Origin of the sequence: Faecalicatena contorta (assembly GCF_021531895.1) — a bacterium.
Classification (GTDB): Bacteria; Bacillota; Clostridia; order Lachnospirales; family Lachnospiraceae; genus JAFBIX01.
In genome coordinates this window covers 48,937-71,551 of record NZ_JAFBIX010000012.1, presented here as the reverse complement: position 1 = coordinate 71,551, position 22,615 = coordinate 48,937, and the positions used below count along the sequence as shown (strand labels likewise).

At 42.8% G+C, this 22,615-nt stretch carries 22 protein-coding genes and 2 pseudogenes; 22 read left to right on the top strand and 2 right to left on the bottom strand.

Features of this window, described 5'->3' with window-relative positions; translation table 11 throughout:
- Positions 1-35: 35 nt before the first annotated feature.
- A pseudogene (locus JQM81_RS13875) lies at positions 36-107 on the top strand (ATPase); the annotation flags it as partial.
- 311 nt (positions 108-418) lie between these two features.
- Here JQM81_RS13875 and JQM81_RS06150 read toward each other — a convergent pair.
- Positions 419-742, bottom strand: coding sequence for a hypothetical protein (locus JQM81_RS06150; RefSeq protein WP_235232662.1), 324 nt, complete (start codon positions 740-742; stop codon positions 419-421).
- 180 nt (positions 743-922) lie between these two features.
- On the opposite strand from JQM81_RS06150, the gene JQM81_RS06145 reads away from it, so the two are divergent.
- The 15 genes and pseudogenes from JQM81_RS06145 to JQM81_RS06075 all read left to right on the top strand — a co-directional run bounded on the left by JQM81_RS06145 (position 923) and on the right by JQM81_RS06075 (position 14,686).
- Positions 923-1,420, top strand: a complete 498-nt coding sequence (locus JQM81_RS06145; RefSeq protein ID WP_235232661.1) for a ribonuclease domain-containing protein — start codon at positions 923-925, stop codon at positions 1,418-1,420.
- Positions 1,421-1,425: 5 nt separating this feature from the next.
- On the top strand, positions 1,426-1,680 hold the full coding sequence (locus JQM81_RS06140) for a barstar family protein (RefSeq protein WP_235232660.1): 255 nt from the start codon (positions 1,426-1,428) through the stop codon (positions 1,678-1,680).
- Positions 1,681-1,818: 138 nt separating this feature from the next.
- Complete coding sequence (locus JQM81_RS06135) at positions 1,819-2,379, top strand: hypothetical protein (protein WP_235232659.1); 561 nt, start codon at positions 1,819-1,821, stop codon at positions 2,377-2,379.
- A 12-nt stretch (positions 2,380-2,391) separates the two neighbouring features.
- Entirely contained in the window at positions 2,392-2,913 is a 522-nt protein-coding gene (locus JQM81_RS06130) for a DUF2764 family protein (RefSeq protein ID WP_235232658.1), read from the top strand.
- A gap of 13 nt (positions 2,914-2,926) precedes the next feature.
- Positions 2,927-4,657 carry a V-type ATP synthase subunit A gene (locus JQM81_RS06125; RefSeq protein ID WP_235232657.1) on the top strand — a complete coding sequence of 577 codons (1,731 nt, stop codon included), beginning with the start codon at positions 2,927-2,929 and terminating at the stop codon, positions 4,655-4,657.
- Positions 4,658-4,668: 11 nt separating this feature from the next.
- Positions 4,669-5,964 (top strand): V-type ATP synthase subunit B, encoded by a 1,296-nt coding sequence (locus JQM81_RS06120; protein WP_235232656.1) that lies wholly within the window; start codon positions 4,669-4,671, stop codon positions 5,962-5,964.
- A gap of 12 nt (positions 5,965-5,976) precedes the next feature.
- Complete coding sequence (locus JQM81_RS06115; protein ID WP_235232655.1) at positions 5,977-6,591, top strand: V-type ATP synthase subunit D; 615 nt, start codon at positions 5,977-5,979, stop codon at positions 6,589-6,591.
- Positions 6,588-8,429 carry a V-type ATP synthase subunit I gene (locus JQM81_RS06110; RefSeq protein WP_235232654.1) on the top strand — a complete coding sequence of 614 codons (1,842 nt, stop codon included), beginning with the start codon at positions 6,588-6,590 and terminating at the stop codon, positions 8,427-8,429. Before JQM81_RS06115 ends, JQM81_RS06110 begins: the two co-directional genes overlap by 4 nt.
- A gap of 26 nt (positions 8,430-8,455) precedes the next feature.
- Positions 8,456-8,890 (top strand): V-type ATP synthase subunit K, encoded by a 435-nt coding sequence (locus JQM81_RS06105; RefSeq protein ID WP_235232653.1) that lies wholly within the window; start codon positions 8,456-8,458, stop codon positions 8,888-8,890.
- Between the two features lie 253 nt (positions 8,891-9,143).
- Positions 9,144-9,830: pseudogene (locus JQM81_RS06100) on the top strand (methionine ABC transporter ATP-binding protein); the annotation flags it as partial.
- A gap of 41 nt (positions 9,831-9,871) precedes the next feature.
- Positions 9,872-10,519: a methionine ABC transporter permease gene (locus tag JQM81_RS06095; protein WP_334302614.1), complete on the top strand. Its 648-nt coding sequence runs from the start codon at positions 9,872-9,874 to the stop codon at positions 10,517-10,519.
- 31 nt (positions 10,520-10,550) lie between these two features.
- A complete protein-coding gene (locus JQM81_RS06090; protein WP_235232690.1) occupies positions 10,551-11,411 on the top strand; it encodes a MetQ/NlpA family ABC transporter substrate-binding protein in 861 nt (286 codons plus the stop codon).
- Between the two features lie 64 nt (positions 11,412-11,475).
- Positions 11,476-12,744, top strand: coding sequence for an NAD/NADP-dependent octopine/nopaline dehydrogenase family protein (locus tag JQM81_RS06085; protein WP_268826458.1), 1,269 nt, complete (start codon positions 11,476-11,478; stop codon positions 12,742-12,744).
- Positions 12,744-13,502 carry an aspartate/glutamate racemase family protein gene (locus JQM81_RS06080; RefSeq protein ID WP_235232650.1) on the top strand — a complete coding sequence of 253 codons (759 nt, stop codon included), beginning with the start codon at positions 12,744-12,746 and terminating at the stop codon, positions 13,500-13,502. Before JQM81_RS06085 ends, JQM81_RS06080 begins: the two co-directional genes overlap by 1 nt.
- Positions 13,503-13,519: 17 nt before the next feature.
- Entirely contained in the window at positions 13,520-14,686 is a 1,167-nt protein-coding gene (locus JQM81_RS06075; RefSeq protein ID WP_235232649.1) for a pyridoxal phosphate-dependent aminotransferase, read from the top strand.
- A 90-nt stretch (positions 14,687-14,776) separates the two neighbouring features.
- Here JQM81_RS06075 and JQM81_RS06070 read toward each other — a convergent pair whose 3' ends face one another.
- Positions 14,777-16,456, bottom strand: a complete 1,680-nt coding sequence (locus JQM81_RS06070) for a carbon starvation protein A (protein ID WP_235232648.1) — start codon at positions 16,454-16,456, stop codon at positions 14,777-14,779.
- Positions 16,457-17,093: 637 nt separating this feature from the next.
- On the opposite strand from JQM81_RS06070, the gene JQM81_RS06065 reads away from it, so the two are divergent.
- The 6 genes from JQM81_RS06065 (at position 17,094) to JQM81_RS06040 (ending at position 22,593) form a co-directional block, all read left to right on the top strand.
- Complete coding sequence (locus tag JQM81_RS06065) at positions 17,094-17,945, top strand: Cof-type HAD-IIB family hydrolase (protein WP_235232647.1); 852 nt, start codon at positions 17,094-17,096, stop codon at positions 17,943-17,945.
- Positions 17,946-18,112: 167 nt separating this feature from the next.
- Positions 18,113-18,685, top strand: a complete 573-nt coding sequence (locus JQM81_RS06060) for a 2-oxoacid:acceptor oxidoreductase family protein (protein WP_235232646.1) — start codon at positions 18,113-18,115, stop codon at positions 18,683-18,685.
- A complete protein-coding gene (locus tag JQM81_RS06055; protein ID WP_235232645.1) occupies positions 18,685-18,987 on the top strand; it encodes a 4Fe-4S binding protein in 303 nt (100 codons plus the stop codon). The genes JQM81_RS06060 and JQM81_RS06055 overlap by 1 nt, the downstream gene beginning before the upstream one ends.
- Before the next feature lies 1 nt (position 18,988).
- Positions 18,989-20,170 carry a pyruvate ferredoxin oxidoreductase gene (gene porA / locus JQM81_RS06050; RefSeq protein WP_235232644.1) on the top strand — a complete coding sequence of 394 codons (1,182 nt, stop codon included), beginning with the start codon at positions 18,989-18,991 and terminating at the stop codon, positions 20,168-20,170.
- 12 nt (positions 20,171-20,182) lie between these two features.
- A complete protein-coding gene (locus tag JQM81_RS06045; RefSeq protein WP_235232643.1) occupies positions 20,183-21,115 on the top strand; it encodes a thiamine pyrophosphate-dependent enzyme in 933 nt (310 codons plus the stop codon).
- A 14-nt stretch (positions 21,116-21,129) separates the two neighbouring features.
- The gene (locus tag JQM81_RS06040) at positions 21,130-22,593 is read left to right on the top strand and encodes a sodium-dependent transporter (RefSeq protein ID WP_235232642.1); all 1,464 of its coding nucleotides are present in this window, start codon (positions 21,130-21,132) and stop codon (positions 22,591-22,593) included.
- Positions 22,594-22,615 lie beyond the last annotated feature (22 nt).

The window sequence follows — 22,615 nt, the reverse complement described above, 5'->3', positions numbered from 1 at the left end:
TACAAGGAGTGGGATGATTATGAAAGACCTGCAGCAATCAGAGATACTATATTCAGGTTACTTATGATATGACCTCGGATGAAAAGCGGACTCAGGAGTTTAACTCTCATTGTCTTTTGAACATGGATAGCTTAGAATATTAACAATTATCCGTGGGATGGAAGGTGAGTATCGGGAAGGCCCAGTTCATGTTGGATTGATCGTAGAGGCAGTATATTATCCACCAGAAATGATTAATCAGGGACTATTGCCTGTTGCTGTGAAACCGACAGGTAAATATCGGCAGTCCTTCAGGCAGTATGAAAAAAATGGAGATATATCTCTTATGGTATATGTGTTTTGTAAAAGTGAACTGGAATCCATTCAAAAAGTACAGCAGTTAATCCAAAAAAAAGATTGTTCTGTACGCCGATTTTCATTAAGAAAAGTTTATCAGTGCGTCCAGTGCGCTGCTTTCTGCCTCGATCTGAGCCTTCAATTCAAAGATCAGGTGACATTGCTGACGAATGTCTGCGGAGCGTTCTTCGCATTGCTGCTTGATGTGGTTCAGACGATCACTATACAGCAATACGCTATGATCGGACCGGTCCTTGTCTTTTAACATAGCTTCTTCCAGAATGGCTTTCTGGTACATCTTTTCAACAGTCTCCAGCTGCTTCAGTAATTCTGGGATTTTTTTCAGATATTCATTATACACTTCTATGCGATGACATTCTTCCTGGCTGGTTAATAATAATTCCATAAGAACCTCCTGACTCATTTTTGATTTGATTATAGTATATCGAAAAGCATAATAGAAGACAAGACAGAGAGCTCTGGCGATTATATGGAATGTCTGGTACAATAGTGAAACAGTAAGTTTTAAATTTCCATGGAAATGGATAATATATGCTGTAGAAATCTATAATATCAGGAGGCATTTATGAAGAAGAAAATTCAGTATATTGTAGGAATCATTTTCCTGATGCTTTGTCTTTTGACGGGGTGTGAGGGCCAGAGTGTTTCTACGGAAGATTCAACTTCCGTACAGAGTCAACAAAGTGAGGAACTGTCAGAATTGCAGCTTTCTGTTGAGGAATCCGGTGAGTATACGTCGAAAGATGAAGTTGCTGCGTATTTATATGAATTTGGGCATTTGCCGGATAATTTTATCACAAAAAAGGAAGCACAAGATCTTGGATGGGACAGTAAGGAAGGGAATCTGGATGAGGTTGCTCCGGGTAAAAGCATTGGCGGTGATTATTTTGGAAATTATGAGGGGGTGCTTCCAGAGGCAGATGGACGTACTTATCACGAGTGTGATATTGACTATGAAGGCGGACATCGGAATGCAAAAAGGATAGTATATTCGGATGACGGACTGATCTATTATACAGAAGATCATTATGAGAATTTTGAATTGTTATATGGAGAGGAATAAAAAAGATGAGAGTGATATTAGATGCCGGAAGAATGGAGAACAGAGATGAAACATTTTTATATCTGAGAGAACAGTTTCAGTTTCCTGAGTACTTTGGCAATAATCTGGATGCACTGTATGACTGCCTGACAGAACTTCGAGATACAACGGTTATAATTGAGAATGAAGCACAGGCAGGAGCGTGGTATCAAAAGGTCTGGCGAGTGATATCAGATGCCTGTCGGGAAAACATCTACCTAAAAGTAGAAAAAAGATTGTGATTTTTGTCTAAAATTTATAAAATAAATAATAAATTTTGCAAAAATGTCATCAAATACTTGCGAAAGACAGGCGGATTGTTATATTATAGTTAGAATAAATTCTTTTTATTAAGTATTAAAAAGAAAGGAAGTGAACTTATGGAATTACAGATTCAAGACTTAGTTTCGTCAATTCGAAAAGAAGGAATTGATGTGGCTAATGCAGAAGCAGAAGAAATTATTTTGGAAGCTAAGAAAAAAGCAGAAACAATTGTAGCAGATGCCAAGGCTGAAGCGAAGAGTGTTAAAGAGACTTCAGAGAAAGAAATCAGTATTCTTAAAGAAAGTGCTGCGATCAGTGCAGAGCAGGCAAAAAGAGATGCTATGCTTGCATTTAAAACTGAGGTGAAAGCTGAATTTGAAAAGATCCTTTCTGCAAAGATTAAGGATAATCTTTCAGGAGCTGCACTTGGTAAATTGATCCACGCTGTCGTAGTCGGGGAAGATGTACAGAATTATTCAGCTGAAGTTTCAGAAGTGAGTGATGCACTGAAATCAGAGCTTGCAGAAGAAATTAAGAATGGTCTTGAGATCAGACCAACAAAAGGCGTTCAGGCAGGATTCCGTCTGGCGGCAAAAGATGGTTCGGGTTATTTTGACTGTTCGGATGAAGAAATCATGCAGATGCTGATGCCATATTTCAGAAATCTTGATTTCTAGCAGGAGGTGTCTATGGCTTCATATTATTACTTGATATCGAGCCTGCCGGATCTTAAGACAGATGGAGATATGCCGCTGACTTATGATGAGTTCCTCGGCATGTGCCAGTCAAATGTAAGCGAATCAAAATATAATTTCCTAAAGAATCTTACTCTTTCATCGGAAGAGGGACCGCTCGTAAAAGAGTGGGCAGTTTTTTATAAGAATCTTATGAGGGAACTTAATTATCAGAGGAGTATGAATCTGGGGAGACCTTATCTGACATCTTATGACAAGGATTCTGTCATTGCGCAGGTAGCAGGAGCTGCACTGGCCGCAAAGAATCCGCTGGAGGCAGAGAAGATCTTACTGGATTATGAATTTGAAATTCTTGATTCATTGGTAGGCTTGCATACTTTTGATGATGCTTATTTATTCGGGTATGCTATTAAACTAAAATTGCTTGAGCGCCAGAGCTGTTTCGTTCAGAAAAAAGGACAACAGGAATTCAAACGCCTTTTTGATCAGGTACAGCAGCGCGTATATAGCTTATAACGGGAGAGAATTGATGGAAACAGTAACAGGATATGTAACTGGTATTAATGGAAACCTGGCAAATGTCAGCTTTGATGGTTCAGTTCATAAAAATGAAGTTGGTTATATTCTTGTTGACGGAAAACGTCTCAAAGGAGAAGTTATCCGAATCAACAATGGTGTTGCCAGCATGCAGATCTACGAGATGTCCAACGGTATTAAAGTCGGAGACGCTGTAGAGTTTACTGGCGAATTAATGAGTGTAGAACTTGGCCCAGGTCTGTTAACCCAGGTGTTTGACGGTCTTCAGAATCCATTACCGGATCTCGCCGAGCAGTGTGGCTTCTTCCTTGAGAGAGGTGTATATCTTGATCCTATTCCGGACAGAGAATGGGAATTTACACCATCTGTTAAGGTGGGAGATTCTGTTGAAGCAGGAGATCCTATTGGTAGTGTTCCTGAAGGATTATTTACACATGAAATTATGGTTCCATTCACACTGAAAGGTCGTGACTGGACAGTTAAATCAATCAAAGAAAAAGGCTCTTATCACGTAAGAGCAACCATTTGCGTGATCGCAAATAGCAAAGGCGAAGAAAAAGAACTCAGCATGGTCATCACACAGCCGATCAAACAGGCAGTGAAATGCTATGAAGAGAGACTTCGCCCGGATGAACCTTTGGTAACAAAGATTCGTTGTATTGATGCTTTCCTTCCTGTAGCAAAGGGCGGAACGTTCTGTGTTCCGGGACCTTTCGGGGCAGGTAAAACAGTCCTTCAGCATATGGAGGCTAAAAATGGTGAAGCAGATATCGTTATCGTAGCAGCATGTGGAGAGCGTGCCGGTGAGGTCGTAGAGATCTTAAAAGAGTTCCCTGAACTGGAAGATCCGAAGACAGGCCGGTCTCTTATGGAAAGAACAATTATTATCTGTAATACATCTTCCATGCCGGTAGCAGCCAGAGAGGCATCTTGCTATACTGCAGTTACACTTGCTGAGTATTACAGACAGATGGGACTGGATGTCCTTCTTCTTGCAGACTCCACAAGCCGTTGGGCACAGGCGATGCGTGAGATGTCAGGACGTCTGGAAGAGATTCCTGGTGAAGAAGCATTCCCTGCTTATCTCGAGTCTACGATCGCTTCTTTCTATGAGAGAGCTGGTAAAGTACGACTTAAGAATGGTAAGATTGCATCTGTAACAATTGGTGGTACAGTATCACCGGCAGGAGGTAACTTTGAGGAGCCTGTAACGCAGGCAACACTTAAGGTAGTTGGAGCATTCCATGGACTTTCAAGAGAACGTTCTGATGCACGTAAATACCCTGCGATTCATCCGATGGATTCATGGTCAAAGTACTCTGGTGTTGTAGATATGGGACGCATCGAAGAGGCGCGTTCTATTCTCAGAAGAGGAAATGAGATCAATCAGATGATGAAGGTAGTAGGCGAGGAAGGAACATCTGCAGAAGATTATATTATCTATCAGAAGGGTGAACTTCTCGACTCTGTATACCTTCAGCAGAACTCCTTCGATCCGATCGATGCAGCTTGTCCTCCGGAGAGACAGAGAGAAGAGTTCGATAAGCTTTATGATGCATTAATGAAGTCCTATGACTTGGAAGACAAGAAAGAAATCCGAGGTTTCTTCAACCAGTTGAGGCAGGAGTTCCTTGACTGGCACGGTACTCAGTTCCAGACACCGGAGTACTACGAACAAGGGAAGAAGATTTCAGAATTCTACATGTCGAAAGCAGTTGATTAGGAGGTCCTAAAGTGCAGAAAGTATATACAAAAATAGAATCAATCGTCGGTAACGTAGTTACTGTCAGAGCTAAGGATGTCAGACTTGGCGACCTCGCTCTCGTAGGTGACAGTTACGCGACAGTTATTAAACTTGATAAAGATGTGGTATCTCTTCAGGTATTTGCAGGTGCACAGGGTGTAGGAACCAATGATCCGATCCGCTTCCTTGGAAGACCGATGATGGTTTCCTTCTCAGAGCATTTGCTTGGACGTGTGTTTGACGGAGCCGGAGTTCCAAGAGATAATGGCCCGGCACTTACTGAAAATATGATTCCGATAGGCGGACCTTCGTTTAACCCTGCAAAACGTATTTTGCCAAAGAACATGATCCGTACGGGTATTCCTATGATCGATGTGTTCAACACACTTGTAGAGAGCCAGAAGCTTCCGATTTTCTCTATTTCAGGTGAGCCATACAATGCTTTGCTCTCCCGTATCGCACTTCAGGCAGAAGTAGACGTTATCGTTCTTGGTGGTATGGGACTGAAATATGATGATTATCTTACGTTCCGCGACACTCTTGAAAAAGGTGGCGCGATGAGCCATACGGTTATGTTTATTCATACTGCAGCCGATCCAACTGTAGAGTGTACACTCGTACCGGATATGGCCCTTGCTGTTGCAGAGCAGTTTGCCCTTGCGGGAAAGAAAGTACTTGTTCTTCTTACCGATATGACAAACTTTGCAGATGCACAGAAGGAAATGGCTATTACTATGGAACAGGTACCTTCTAACCGAGGTTATCCGGGAGACTTATACAGCTGTCTTGCATCTCGTTATGAGAAGGCTGTTGATATCGAAGGCGCCGGATCAATCACGATCCTTGGTGTTACAACAATGCCGGGTGATGACGTAACACATCCGGTACCAGATAATACAGGTTATATTACAGAAGGTCAGTATTATTTAAAGAATGGACATATTGAGCCATTCGGATCACTTTCACGTCTGAAACAGAATGTAAATGGTAAGACAAGAAATGACCACCGTGCTCTCATGGACGGTATGATTCGTCTTTACTCTCAGTACAAGGAAGCTCTTGAGAAGAAATCCATGGGATTCCTTATGACTGAATGGGATGAGAAGCTTCTGAAATACGGTGAACTTTTCGAAACAAAATTAATGGACCTTGGTGTTAATATTCCACTTGAAGATGCACTTGATCTTGGCTGGCAGATTCTTGCAGAGTGCTTTGAGCCAAATGAAACTGGTTTGAAGACGAGTCTTCTGAAAGAAAGATGGCCGAAGAAGGATGCATTAAACTAAAAGGAGTAGTTGATGGCTATCAAACTTACAAAAAATGAGCAGAAGGTGCAGAAAGATCGCCTGAAACAGTATCAGCGGTATCTTCCGACGCTGCAGCTTAAAAAACAGCAGCTGCAGTCGGTGATCATGAAGACAAAAGCTGAGCTGGAACAGAAGGAAGTCGAACGTGCTCAGATGATCGGAGATCTGGATGACTGGGTTGCTGTATTTGCGGAGAATGAGATCTTTGACGAAAGCAAAAAGCTTGATCATCTGGTACAGCCAGACACAGTTATCTGTAAGAATGAGAACATCGCGGGTGTCACAGTTCCTACATTTCAGGAACTGACATTCAAAGACATTAACTATGATGTTGACGACTATCCTTTGTGGGTGGATACTGCAATCATAAAACTCCGTGAGATTGCCCGGCTGGATGCGCTGGTATCAGTACTTCGCAAACAGGAAGCACTTCTTGAGAAGGAATTACGTTCTACATCTCAGAGAGTTAATCTGTTTGAGAAAGTTAAGATTCCAGAGGCAAAGGAAAATATCCGGATCATCGGAGTATTCCTTGGCGACCAGCAGACAGCGGCAGTTGTTCGCGGAAAAATTTCAAAGAAAAAACTTGTGGAGGCGGCACAATGATAGAAAAGATGAAAATGGTCTACATCGTGTCATCGGTCTCCAAAAAAGACGAGATGCTCGATGGACTTCGAAATCTCGGAATTCTGCATCTGTCAGAGAAAAAGAGTCCTCAGCGTGCAGTGTCAGAAAGATTTACCAGTCTTTCAAAAACTGCATCCGCATTGATGGATTATGCGCCGGATAAGAAATCCAAGAACAAAGAGGAGGTTCCGATTCTTACGGATACTCAGTTTGAGGAGATGTATCAGGGTGTTTTGACAGCAATGGATAAAAAATCAGCTCTTATTCAGGAGATAAGTGCTGCCAATGCAGAAATCGAACGTATCAAAGCCTGGGGTGATTTTGAGCCAGGTGAATTAAAGCAATTAAAAGAAGCAGGGTATGATCTTCATTTTTACCGTTTAGGAAAGAATGATTATACGATGGTGGCAGAAGATCCGGAGATTCGGTTTGTTCGCCTCGCATCGATTGATAAGATGGATACCGTTGCTGTATTAGGAACCTTGCCGGCAACCATTCCGGCGGCTGAGTTTTCTATCCCGGAAAAAGGGATCAGTGAACTGACGAAAGAGATTGAAATTGCCCAGCAGGAAATTGCTGCGTGTGATGAGGTCTTAAAAAAAGCTGCTGTGTATGATTCCAGTTTTCAGGTTCAGATGCTCAAAGCTCAGAATGCGGAGAATTATTCTTCAGCAAGTGAGACTGCAGAAAATGATGATGATTTCGTCTGGATCTCAGGATACCTTCCTGAGGATGAGCTGGATAAATTTAAAACTGCAGCAAAAGAGAATAAATGGGCATGGGCGCAGGAAGATGTGTCGGAAGAGGATACGCAGATTCCTACAAAAGTAAAATACGGAAAACTGTCGGGATTAATTAAACCAGTGTTTGATATCCTGGGAATTCTGCCGGGATACAGAGAATCAGATATTTCACTATGGTTCTTCCTGTTTTTCACATTGTTCTTTGCAATGATCATTGGCGACGCTGGTTATGGTCTCCTCATTCTTATCGGAACCATTGCGTATGTGGCGAAAACAAAGAAACGAGATAATACAGTTTATTTACTGTTTGTACTATCGATTTCGACCATTATATGGGGAGCGATTACCGGTACATGGTTTGGTATGGAAAAGGCCATGGAAGTTCCGCTTCTTAAGGCGATGGTGATTCCTAATTTTGCCAATTATCCGGAGTACTTTGGTGTGACGGCTCTGACGCAGCAGAACACGATCATGAAGTTCTCATTTTCCATCGGAGCAATTCAGATGGCGCTAGGAAGTTTAATTTCTATCAAGAAAAAGATTGGTGAGAAGAATTTAAGCTGGGTGGCAGATTTAGGTTGGCTCGTAGCAATCATTGCAATGTATATGCTATCACTTTACCTGGTAATCGGAGAGAAGATTAGCGTTAAGCCGGTATTTGCACTCATTGGAGTTGCATTTATTACGGTAGTACTCTTCGGAGGAATGGCTCCGGATCGTACCTTTGCACAGGGAATCAAAGCAGGACTCGCGGATGCGTTTACCGTATTCTTAAATACCATCAGCTGTTTTGGTAATGTAATGAGTTATATCCGTCTGTTTGCGGTTGGAATGGCAGGTCTTGCCATTTCCCAGAGCTTTAACGGAATAGCGGCAGGTTTTCATGGTCCGCTTATAATTCTTGGTGTAGTGGTTGTATTGATTGGACACGGCCTCAACATTATTATGTGTTTCCTTTCTGTCGTAGTACATGGCGTCAGACTGAATGTTCTGGAGTTCTCGGGACAGGCTGGTCTGGAATGGACAGGAATTGCATATGAACCATTTAAAGAAAACGATAAGATTAAAAAATAGTATTATAAAGATAAAGGAGAATAATTATGAATTTAGCATTTGTTGGAATGGCAGCTGCACTTGGTCTGTCCGCTTCAGGATCAGCATTTGGTGCAGGATTTGCCGGAATGGCATCAGTTGGAGCATGGAAAAAATGTTATGCAAGTGGAAAACCGGCACCGTTCATTATGATCGCGTTCTCTGGTGCACCTCTTACACAGACAATTTATGGATTCCTTCTTATGAACTTTATTAAGTCTGCAATGGCAGGCGGTGGAGATCCAGGACTTGCACTTGGTGTTGGTATCTTCGGAGGTCTCGCAATTGGTCTCTCAGGATTGTTCCAGGGTAAATGTGCTGCAGCAGCTGCAGATGCGTTGGGAGCAACAGGAAAAGGTACAGCGAACTACTTTATCGTAGTAGGTATCGTAGAGACGGTAGCCCTCTTCACACTGGTATTCAGTTTGCTGCTTTTGGGCTAAGAACGAATACAAGTCCCATAAGTAGAAAATCCCAGAGGAGAAATCTTCTGGGATTTTTTTATCACGTAGAGATAAATGTCCAGATATAGTTTTGACCTATAGCTGGACATTTTTTTATGTATTAGACATATTAAACCTATCGTGTTAGTCTGATTACAGATAACAAAGAGTAGACAGGTGGTTATATTAGGTGGCAGAGGCAGAATACATTATAAAACTGGAAAATGTAAATAAGAAATTTAACCCTAAAGGCATGGATGTCCTCGCAGTGAAGGAAATAAATCTGGAAATACGGAGGGGAGAAATCTTTGGCATTATCGGATTCTCGGGAGCAGGAAAATCAACGCTTGTCCGATGTATCAATCTTCTGGAGCGGCCGACGGAAGGAGCGGTGTATTTCGACGGAGAGAATCTGATGGAAGCCAATCCTGCTGAACTCAGGAAGAACCGGCAGAAGATGGGAATGATCTTCCAGCAGTTCAATCTGCTGGAACAGAGGAATGTTATAGACAATATCTGTTATCCGCTGGAGATTGCAGGAGTAAAAAAGGCTGAAAGGCTTGAACGGGCAAAGGAACTTCTTACGCTTGTAGATCTTTCAGATAAGGAAAAGGCATATCCGGCACAGCTGTCCGGCGGACAGAAGCAGAGAGTAGCGATTGCCAGAGTACTTGCAACCAACCCGGAAGTGATTCTCTGTGACGAGGCAACCAGTGCCTTAGATCCGATTACTACTAGATCAATTCTGGGACTTCTGAAAAAAATCAATCAGACCCGTGGGGTAACGATTATCGTCATTACTCACGAGATGAGGGTTGCGGAGCAGATCTGTGACCGGGTCGCAGTTATGAGCCAGGGAGAAATCGTAGAATTTGGAGAAGTGAAAGATATCTTTTTAAACCCGCAGTCAGAGACAGCCAGAAATCTGATCCTGCCGGATACATATTTTGAGGAAGGGGGAGTACAGTTATGAGCCAGGAAATGATAGGACTGTTGGGAAAAGGAATTTTAGAGACACTTTATATGGTATTGGTTTCTTCGGCACTTTCTTATGTGATTGGAATTCCACTGGGTGTTCTGGTATTTGTGACAGACAGAAATGGTATTTGTCAAAATAGAGTAGTGAATTTTGTGGTGGGTGGAATCATCAATCTGGTCAGGTCGATTCCTTTTCTGATTTTGCTGGTTGCGATTCTTCCATTTACAAGACTGGTAGTGGGAACGACGATTGGATCGACGGCAACAATCGTGCCGTTAGTTGTAGCGGCAGCTCCTTATGTGGCGCGCATGGTTGAATCTTCACTGAAGGAAGTAGATGGTGGTGTCATTGAAGCAGCACAGGCTATGGGATCATCGGAATTTCAGATTATTTATAAAGTGATTCTTCCGGAAGCAAAGCCGTCGTTGGTAGTAGGAGCGACCATTTCTCTTGCCACCATTCTGGGATACTCAGCCATGGCAGGATTTGTCGGAGGTGGAGGGCTGGGAGCAATCGCGACGAACTACGGATATTACCGCTATGACAGCCAGACGATGCTGATTACGGTTGTCTTACTGATGGTTATCGTGCAGATTTTTCAGGAATCAGGACTTCGATTGGTCAATCGAATTGATAAGAGAATTAAATAAAGCAAAGTAAAGGTTAAAGGAGAATGATATGATGAAAAACAGAATTATTGCGTTAACGGCATTGGCAGTATTGACATTAGGATTAATTACAGGATGTGGTGTATCCTCAGATTCTTCAGGTGAGAGCACAACTGAAGAGTCCGCAAAGACTTCTGAAGAAAGCAAAGAACTGGAACCGCTTATTGTTGGAGCGTGTGTTACACCGCACGCAGAGATCCTAAATGAGCTTAAGAGTGATCTGGCAGAGAAAGGATACGATCTGCAGGTGGTAGAGTACAATGATTATGTACTGCCGAATACTGCACTGGAGGACGGAGATCTGGATGCAAATTATTTTCAGCATCAGCCATATCTGGATGATTTTAATGCGGAAAATGGAACACACATTGTAGGTGTGGCAAATGTTCATTTTGAGCCTCTTGGAATCTATGCAGGTAAGACTGCAAGCTTAGACGAACTGAAGGATGGAGCGGTAGTAGCTGTACCAAATGATACAACCAATGAGGCAAGAGCATTGCTTCTGCTGGAGCAGGAAGGTCTGATTAAACTGAAAGCGGATGCAGGGCTGCAGGCGACGGTGCTGGATATTGAAGAAAATCCGCTGAATCTGGAAATCAAAGAGTTGGAGGCTGCTCAGGTGGCAAGGGCAATCAATGATGTGGATGTTGCCTGCATCAATGGAAATTATGCAATTGAAGCCGGTTTGGATGCGGCAATTGCTCTTGAGTCTGCAGATTCCAAAGCAGCTGAGACCTATGCAAATATTATTGCTGTCCGCGAAGGCGATGAAGATACAGATAAGACCAAAGCACTTGTAGACGCAGTATTATCTGATAAAGTCAGAGATTTCATTAATGAAAATTATGCGGGAGCAGTTGTTCCGGTGTTCTAAATAGAAGTAAAAAACAGATATCATGCAGAGTTTGCACTAATGTGCAGGCTCTGCATGTAGTTATATGGGTAAAGTTATCCGGATACAGACACAGACAGGGAGGAAAGGAAATATGTATGGAATTGACGAATTAAAGAATGCACCGGTAGCGGTGCTGGGAGGCGGTGCAGTAGGAAAGACAGTAGCAGCTGATTGTAAGCTTGGCGGAAATAAGGTGCACCTTTATGATATGGAGCCCTTTGCAAAAAAGACGTTGGCAGGATTGGAGAAGACCGGAATTACTTTAGCGGGAAATCCAAAGAATAAATATGGTTTTAAACGGCTGGGAACTGCACATTTTGATCTGATCACAACAAATCTGGAAGAGTGCGTGAAGGGTTGTAAACTGGTTATTGTAGCAGTGCCATCGGTTGCGCATGAAGCTTTTTTTAAGAAACTGGTTCCGCTTCTGGAAGATGGAATGATCATACATATTATTCCGGATAATTTTGGGTCACTTAAGCTTCGCAGGAAGATGAGAGAACTGGGAGTTGAAAGAAAAATAATAGTAGGAGGATGGTCCAGTGCCCCTTATGGTTCAAGAGTAGAAACGGAAGGCGGCGTGATGACTTCGGAATGCAGGCTGGTATACCGGGCAATTACACTTAGAGGAGCGGCGCTTCCGACAACGGATCAGGAAATATTTCTGGAGAGTTCTAAGGCATTGGGATGTTTTGATTCCATTACCCAGGGAGATGGATACACTTCAGGTGATACCGTAATGGATATTGGATTCAGCAATGTGAATCCAGTGCTCCATTGCCCGGGAACATTGCTGGGTGTGGGAGTTATGGAGAACTGGGGAAGAATCTTTGGCGGAAATGACAAATACAGTTACTCTATATACAGCCATGCCTATTGTGAATCCATTGCGGAGGTTCAGTATGCATTCTATCAGGAGGAAGTTGCTCTTGCAGAGAAGATGGGTGTGGGGATTCAGAAATTTTCTAAGAAAAATTTCCTGTCAAGAACAAGTATACTGGGGCCGGAATATATGGGAGATGACTGCATAGTTCCTTTTGACGAGCAGTGGCCGACCGGCTTTGGAACCGGTCCGTTCAGTATTCAGAATCGGTATATTACAGAGGATATACCGGTTGGATGCCGTATTTACCACGAGCTGGGAAAGAAATACGATGTGCCGACACCGGTGATTAACAGTATGATCACGCTGGGCGCTGTTATGACAGGACAGGATTTCTATGCATCCGGATTAACGCTGGATGATCTGGGAATCGGTCATCTGAATAAAGATGAACTGCTGGCATATCTGAATGAAGGAGTATATGCATAATGTGGCAGGGAACATTAGAGAATCGTGAAGATCTGGCCGGTGTCGTTGAGACACCGGCACACTATACTGCGGGATTTGCAATTGGTATTATTGCAGTGAATCTGATTTATCCAAAGTTTCCGGGGAATGTGGCCAATGCAACTACTTACCCGTTTCCGGTATTGTATAAAAAGGTTTCCTTTGCGATCGAACGATTATTTGAAGGAGACAGTGCGTTAAAGGAAGAAATCATCGCAGCGGCAAAAGAACTGGAGAAAGAAGGAGTCCGGGCGATTGTGGGAGCTTGTGGATACTTTGCACATTTTCAGAGAGAAGTTGCAGAAGCGGTAGATATTCCGGTATTTTTGTCCAGTCTCTGTCAGCTTCCTTTGATTAAGACTTCCATTTCTTCCCGGAAAAAGATTGCAATTCTTGCGGCCAGCGCAGATAATATAAATGCAGAAGTACTGTCAAAAACAGGAACGGACATGAAGCGGCTGGTGGTGGCGGATATTGGAAGTCTGCCGGCGTTCCATGCGATATGCTATGGTGAGACAAGACTGGATAACGGTAAACTTACGGAAGAAATTTGTCAGACAGTGAAAGATCTCTTAAAGAGAGAGCCGGATGTGGGGGCAATTCTTCTGGAATGCAGTGACCTGCCTCCTTATGCCAGAGCGATTCAGGCTGTCAGTGGTCTGCCTGTTTTTGACTTTAATACCATGATTGATATGGTATATCATGTGGTAGTGCAGAAAACATATACAGGATATTTTTAAGGGGAGGGATAATCAATATGCCAGAGTTATCGAATAGAACGGCCGTGTTTACGGATTCTGTGATCCGGAGAATGACGAGAGTATCGAATCAGTATGGGGCGATTAATCTGTCTCAGGGATTTCCGGATTTTGATCCCCCAAAGGAGATTACGGACAGGCTTGCGGAAGTTGCACTGACAGGCCCACACCAGTATGCCTTTACCTGGGGAGCGCAGAACTTCAGGGAAGCACTGGCAAAGAAGCAGGAGCATTTTTCCGGAATGAAGATCGATCCGGATACAGAGATTGTAGTGACCTGTGGAAGTACAGAAGCTATGATGGCAGCAATGATGTCTGTGTGTAACCCGGGGGATAAGGTAGTGGTGTTTTCGCCTTTTTATGAAAATTATGGGGCGGATGCCCTCTTAAGCGGAGCGGAACCAATCTATGTGCCGCTTCATACGCCGGATTTTCACTTTGATGCAAATGAACTGGAGGAAGCGATAAGGCAAAAGGGTGTAAAGGCTCTGATCCTCTGTAATCCTTCAAATCCCTGCGGCAAAGTATTTACCAGAGAGGAATTGATGACGATTGCAGAACTCGCCGGACGTTATGATATTTATGTGATTACGGATGAGGTGTATGAGCACATTGTTTATGCGCCTTATGAGCATATATATCTGGCAGCACTTCCCGGTATGCGAAAGAGAACCATCATCTGCAGTTCTCTTTCTAAGACTTATTCCATTACCGGCTGGAGACTGGGATATGTCATTGCCGCACCGGAGATTATTGACCGGGTGAAGAAGGTGCATGATTTTCTGACGGTGGGAGCGGCGGCGCCTCTTATGGAAGCGGCTGTGACAGGCCTTCAGTTTGGAGATGAATACTATCAGAATTTGCAGAAACATTATACACACATGAAGCAGCTTTTTACCGGGGGGCTCAGAGATATCGGACTTACCTTTACGGAGCCTCAGGGAGCTTACTATGTGTTGGTGGATATCGGTGAATTTGGTTATGAGAGTGATCTTGAATTCTGTGAAAAATTGGCGGAAAAAGTCGGTGTGGGTGCGGTGCCCGGATCCAGCTTCTTTAGAGAAGATGTCAATCATCTGATCCGGTTTCATTTTGCAAAAAAGGATGATACATTGAATCAGGCACTGGATCGTCTGGAAGGAATATATAGAAAGATGAAAAGTTAAGATGAATATAAGAATATAAGAAACCGCATTCCATCATGAGAAGACATGAAGGAATGCGGTTTCTTGCAAACAATATATTATGATATGTTTTTAGTTTTCCTTTTCCATAAGTTTCTTAACACCCTGTATTGCTACAATGATGCCAAGTACCAAAAGCAATGCTGCAAATATCAGCTGCATTGTATTTCCAAGACTCAGCCCTGTTGTTACAAATGCCTTTGATAATTTTACGATTGTCATTCCCAATGCTGTGAATGTAACGGCCATCATGAATACCATAGGAACCCAAAGCATTACACCCTGTCTTTTTGTCTTTTTCAGGAATACTGCACAGGCAACCAGGGCCAGTACAGATAACAACTGGTTTGCAGAACCGAACAGAGGCCAGATTTCTGCGTAGCCGACTTTGGCCAGAAGGTATGCCAATACCAGTGTTAAAATGGTTGCAAAATACTTATTGGTTACAACTTTCAAAAATGGACTCATATTGTCATCATCAACATCTTCATCTAAAAAGAATTCCTGGAAGGACAGTCGTCCGACTCTGGCTACAGAGTCCAATGAAGTCAGTGCAAATGCAGATACCGCAAGAGTGATCAATGTATATACCAATGAATGCGGGAGACCAATGACTGACAGGAAATTGGCAATTGCACCAGCAAATATCTGAGGCTGTGTTGTCAGACCCTGGGATGCAGCTTCACCCTTTGCAAAAGAAGCAACTGCAATCAGTGCGATAACAGCAAGCATACTTTCCATCAGCATTGCACCGAAAGATACCGGCAACATATTCTTTTCATTTTTTATCTGTTTAGAAGCAGTACCGGAAGAAACCAGAGAATGGAATCCTGATACCGCACCACAGGCAATCGTAACAAACAAAATCGGGAACAGATACTGTCCATCCACATTGAATCCGGTAAATGCTTTCAGATTACAGGACGGATTGGATACAAATACTCCGATCACGGCTCCGGCAATCATAAAGATCAGCAGATAACTGTTCAGATAATCTCTTGGCTGTAGCAATGCCCACACCGGCGCTACACACGCAATTAAAACATAAGCAAATATAATCAGATGCCATACATCACGGCTTAGATAAACCGGGAACTGCAGTCCAAGTACTACTGCTGCGACAAGCATTACAATTGCAATTGCTGTATTCACCCATTTATTTAATTTTGCATATTTCAAAATCATGCCCAATACAACAGCCTCTAAAATAAACAGTACGGATGTTGTGGCAACGGCACCGTTCGCTGCTACTTTAGAAACAACTCCAGATTCATCCGCCACGAATCCGTTAAATGTACCGGCTACCACATCTGCAAATGCTGCAACAACCAAAATGCAGAACAGCCAAGTGAACAGCAGGAACAGTTTCTTACCAAGTTTGCCGATATATTCTTCAATAATATATCCAATTGTACGTCCTTTATTTTTTACAGAAGCATACATTGCTGCAAAATCCTGTACAGCTCCGAAAAATACACCACCAATCAATATCCAGAGCAATACCGGAAGCCATCCAAAGATAGCAGCCTGAATTGGTCCATTGATTGGGCCTGCACCTGCAATGGATGCAAATTGATGACCAAATACCACATTGGTATCTGCCGGTACATAATCCACACCGTCCTGAAGTTCATAAGCCGGTGTTTTTGCATTTGGGTCTATTCCCCATTTTTTCTGAAGATATCTCCCGTACAGGAGATATGCGCCTCCAAGTACTACAATGGCGATAACCATCATTAAGATTCCACTCATTACCTAATACCTCTTTTCTCCTTTGTCAGGCTCAGATTCTGTTATGAGTCTGTATCTTTATATGTATTTATAAAAAAACGCCCTTACAGTCCATGCTGGACTGCAAAGGCGGAATTTTCCGTGGTACCACTTTGCTTGCCGTAATCAATCAACGGCCACTCTTCCTGAATCTGTCATATGAAACAGTCTCTCCTGTAACGTAGAGAAAACGTCCTTACTTACTTGCATCTTTTAATATATCAACTTGATTGTTAATGCTTTTGGCAGGATGCTCCAGGGTGATGTCTCAGGAAGGCTTTCTGTCATCTCTCACCAGTTAACGACTCTCTGTGCTCCGGTATCTTCCTGTGATGTATCCCTTTCATCGCATTCTTTGGAACTTTTTTATGGTTCCTTCGCTTTTGATAAGCTATATTATAGCACCTTTTTTCATAAGTACAAGCTGTGAATTGTATATATTTGACATATTTTATGGTTGTTTTTTGGATACTTTTACCAAGAGAAAACAAAGAGGTTATCGACTTTGAAGTTCGCAAGTGTTTTGTATTTGGCAAAAACTCATATTTGATTTATAATAATGAATTATGTACGAAGTCTGGAATATGGTTAAAATGAGGGATTAATATCGGGAGGAAAGATGAAGACAGATTTTGGGAAGAAGAGGAAAGTTACATGTATAGCACTGGATCTGGATCAGACTACATTAAATCATCAGGGCAGATTGAGTGAAAGGAACCGGCAGGCAATCGAGTCTGCGATTCGAAAGGGGGTTCAGATTGTGATAGCAAGTGGACGGGCTGTATCTGCGCTTCCGGATGATATTTGTAATATCAATGAAATTCGATACGCAATTACTTCTAATGGGGCGGCGGTCTATGATCTACATACGAAGGAATGTCTGAAACAATATAAGATGACAGGGGATTCTATTGAAAAAATATTGCATTACACGAAAAATCTGGAAGTGGCTTATGAGACTTTTATTAATGGACAAGCATATGGACAAAAGGAATATGTAGAAGATCCTGTCCGCTTTGGGGCAAGTCCAATGGCAATTCCTTATATACAGAGTACCAGAAAGCCGGTGACAAATATTAGAGATTTTTTGCTGGATTACAAAGAGCAGATAGAAAGCATTGATGTGGTGGTAAAAGACGAAAACCTGAAAAAGAAGTTGTGGAAAGTATTTGAAGAAAATATTTCCGATATTTATGTCACATCTTCGGTACAGCAGTTGCTGGAAATTTCTTATCAGAAGTCAGGGAAGCATTCTGGGGCAGCATATATTCTGGAATATCTTGGACTGTCACGGGAGGGATTGGCAGCCTTTGGTGATGGAGATAATGATGCAGAGTTATTAAAATTCGCGGAGATAGGTATTGCTATGGAAAATGCATCTGATGCCTGCAAGGAAGCGGCAGATGCCGTGACATTATCCAATGATGCAGATGGTGTTGCCTATTGGATAGAGAAACTCCTAAGAGTGTAGATTTGGCAAATATAAGAACGTCGGATATAGTTTTGGTGGACAAAAGCGTTATCTTAAAGTAAAATAAAAGGAATATGATTAAAAAAACAGAGTATGCTCTATAATTGCCGGATGAATGATATCTCGATCAGCATACAATTTCAAAGAGAAAGGAAGATAGAAGGAAGATGAGTAACCATACAGAAATCAGATGGCATGGCCGCGGCGGTCAGGGTGCCAAAACTGCTGCTTTGCTTCTTGCAGATGTAGCATTCAAGACAGGAAAATATGTCCAGGGCTTTCCAGAGTACGGCCCGGAACGTATGGGAGCGCCAATTACGGCATACAATCGAATCAGTGACACACCGATTCGTGTACATTCTAATATTTATGACCCACAGTATGTAGTCGTTGTGGATGAATCCCTCCTGGAATCGGTAGATGTTACCAGCGGATTGAAGGAAGATGGAGCAATCCTGGTGAACACACACAGGGCAAAAGAAGAGATTATTCCGCATTTAAAAGGATATAAAGGAAAGGTATATACGATTGATGCTTATAAAGTATCCATGGCAACAATGGGAAAGTATTTCCCTAATACACCGCTTCTCGCAGCAATTGTGAAGGTTGCAGGTATCATGGATGAAGAGACATTTTTACGAGAGATGAAAGCGTCATTCTCACACAAATTTGCCAGCAAGCCGGAGGTCATTGACGGAAACATGGCTGCGCTTGAGATGGCACTGAAGGAGGTACAGTAATGGCAACAGATATCACAAAATTAGGAGTAAAGACCAAGTGGCAGGATCTGACAGAAGGTATGATCGTTGCCGGAGCAGGAACCTCCAAAGACTTTCACACTGGAGAATGGTCGACACATAAGCCGGAATTTATGGAAGAAAAATGTAAGCAGTGCTTGCTCTGCGTGCCGGTATGCCCGGACAGCTGTATTCCGGTAAAGGATATGAAAAGAGGCGCATTCGATTATGATCACTGTAAAGGATGCGGTATTTGTGTAAAAGCATGTCCATTTGGGGCAATTACGATGGAAGGGGTGAAGTAAGATGGCAAAGAGAGATCGTTTATCAGGAAATGAGGCAGTAGCAATTGCCTTAAGACAGATTAATCCGGATGTATTCCCGGCATTCCCAATTACACCATCTACAGAGATCCCACAGTATTTTGCTTCTTTTGTGGCAAATGGACAGGTAGATACAGAGTTTATTCCGGTAGAAAGTGAGCACAGTTCTATGAGTGCGGCAATCGGAGCTTCTGCAGCAGGTGCACGAAGCCTTACTGCAACTTCCTCCTGTGGCCTTGCTTATATGTGGGAGGAATTATACATAGCAGCATCGAACAGACTTCCGCTGGCACTGGCATTGGTGAACCGTGCGTTATCTGGTCCGATCAATATCAACTGTGACCATTCTGACAGTATGGGAGCAAGAGATGCAGGATGGATTCAGATCTATGCAGAGAACAATCAGGAAGCCTACGATAACATGGTACAGGCATACCGAATCTCAGAACATAAGGATGTAAGACTTCCGATCATGATCTGTCAGGATGGCTTTATCACCAGCCATGCAGTGGAGAATATTGAACTTCTGGAAGACGAAGAAGTCAAGAATTTTGTGGGAGAATACGAGCCGGAGAATTATCTCCTGAATCCAGAGTGCCCGATGGCAGTCGGCCCTTATTCTATCACCGATTATTATATGGAAGCAAAACGGAATCAGGCAGAAGGAATGAAGCATGTAAGCCAGGTAGTACTGGATGTGGCAAAGGAATTTGCAGAGCTTTCAGGAAGAGAGTACGGCCTGTTTGAAGAGTATTGCATGGAAGATGCAGAAAGAGCAGTCATTATAATCGGTTCCGCAGCAGGTACAACAAAGGATGCTATTGATAAACTGCGCGCACAGGGAGAAAAAGTCGGAATGATCAAGATCCGTCTGTTCCGCCCATTCCCGGCAGATGAGATTGCAGAAGCGTTAAAAGAGGTAAAGGCAGTTGCGATCATGGATCGTGCAGAGAGTTATACCAATCACGGCGGTCCATTGGGAGCAGATGTAATGGCAGCATTGTTCCGCGCAAGATCACAGGCTCTGGCGATCAATTATATCTATGGACTTGGTGGAAGAGACGTACGTGTAGAAGATATGGAAGCAGTCTATGAGACCCTGAAGCAGATCATTGCAGACGGTGATGCAGGCGAGACTTATCGTTATATGGGAATCAGAGAATAGGGGGCGAAGAAGATGAGTTATAATTTTAAAGAGACAATGAATAAACCGGAACGTCTGGCTCCGGGCCACAGAATGTGTGCCGGCTGTGGCGGAACGATTGCAGTAAGAAATGTACTTCGCGGCCTTCATGAAGGAGATAAGGCAGTCATTGGTAATGCAACGGGATGTCTGGAAGTATCTACTTTTACTTATCCATATACGGCCTGGGAAGACAGTTATATCCACAATGCATTTGAAAATGCAGGTGCGACCTTAAGTGGTGTAGAAGGTGCCTACAAGGCATTAAAGAGAAAAGGAAAATTAGACGAGACCTACAAATTCATCACATTCGGCGGTGACGGCGGTACTTATGATATTGGTCTTCAGTCCTTATCTGGTGCGATGGAGAGAAATCAGGACATGGTCTATGTGTGCTATGATAACGGCGCGTATATGAACACCGGTATTCAGCGTTCTTCTGCGACACCGATGTATGCCGATACTACCACAACTCCGGTTGGAAGTCAGAGTAACGGAAAACCGCAGAACAGAAAAGATTTGGCAGCAGTGATTGCAGCACACGATATTCCGTATGTTGCACAGACTACATTTGTACAGAATTTTAAAGACCTGCATATAAAATCTGAAAAGGCTATTTACACACCGGGTGCTGCTTTCCTTAATATTATGGCTCCGTGTCCTCGTGGATGGAGATATAACACACCAGATATTATGGAGATCTGCAAACTGGGTGTTGAGACATGTTATTGGCCGTTATTCGAAGTAGTGGAAGGAAAATGGATCTTGAATTATGAGCCGAAGAAAAAACTTCCAATTGAAGATTTTCTGAGACCACAGGGAAGATTCAAACATCTATTTAAAAAAGAAAATGAATATCTGATCGAAGCGTTCCAGAAAGAAGTTGACAGACGATGGGAAGAACTTCAGTTCAGATGTTCCAGATAAAGGAGAGTTAACAAGTGAAACGAGAAAAGTTTGGTTCCCGTCTGGGGTTCATACTTGTATCGGCAGGATGTGCCATTGGGATTGGTAATGTATGGAAGTTCCCTTATATGTGCGGGGAGTTTGGAGGAGCAGCATTTATCCTGATCTATCTGGTATTCCTTCTTATTCTTGGTATTCCTGTATTAGTATGCGAATTTGCAGTGGGACGAGGCAGCCGTCACAGCGTGGCAGCTGGTTTTGAAGCACTGGAGCCGGAAGGAACACGATGGCATGTAATGAAATGGATCGGTATTATCGGCAGTTATCTGTTGATGATGTTCTACACAACGGTCGGCGGCTGGATGATGTACTATTGTTATCGTAGTATCAAAGGTGAATTTTCCGGAGCTTCCTCAGAAGCAGTCACGGAAGGTTTTACAGACATGTTGGGCAATGTATCAATGATGACCTTTTGGACGATTCTTATCTGTATCATTGGTTTTGCGGTCTGTATTTTTGGAATTCAAAATGGTATAGAAAAAGTATCAAAGATCATGATGTCTTCACTCCTTCTGATCATGATCGTGTTGGCAGTACATTCTGTATTCCTGGAAGGTGCAGGAGAAGGAATCCGGTTTTATCTGGTTCCTGATTTTAAACAAATGCAGGAGATTGGGATCGGCAATGTGATTTTTGGAGCCATGAGTCAGGCGTTCTTTACTCTTTCTATTGGAATTGGTGCTATGCTGATCTTCGGGAGTTACATTGGAAAAGAAAGAAGCCTTACCGGAGAGGCAATCAGTATCACAGTATTAGACACCTTTGTTGCATTGATGGCTGGATTTATTATTATTCCATCCTGCTTTGCGTTTGGAATTGAACCGGGAGCAGGTCCCAGTCTAATATTCATTACCATTCCGAATATATTTGCTCAGATGCCCGGAGGACGGTTGTGGAGTGCATTATTCTTTTTGTTCCTGACATTTGCAGCATTTACAACAATCGTGGCAGTATTTGAGAATATTATATCTTTTGATATAGATTTGTTTGGATGGTCTCGCAGAAAAAGTGTATTGACAAGTGCTGTGCTAATTATTCTGCTGAGTATGCCATGTGTATTGGGATTCAATCTTCTGGCAGGATTCGAGCCATTAGGAGCAGGAACGAATATTATGGATCTGGAAGACTTTATCGTATCCAACAATCTTCTTCCGCTTGGAAGTCTGGGTTATGTATTGTTCTGTACAAGAAAGAATGGCTGGGGCTGGGATCATTTCCTGAAAGAAGTAAATACAGGAAAAGGAATCAAATTTCCGACCATGTTAAAAGGATATGTATCTTATGTACTTCCACTGATTATTATCGTGATTTATCTTAAGGGGTATTATGATAAGTTCGTCAGTCTTGGAAAGACTGCGTTGGCAGGATGGATGGCAGCAGCCATACTATTCCTTGGTTTTGTATTATTCTGTGCATTGACACACAAAAAAGAAAAATAAAAGAAGTTTGTGAGATGAACTG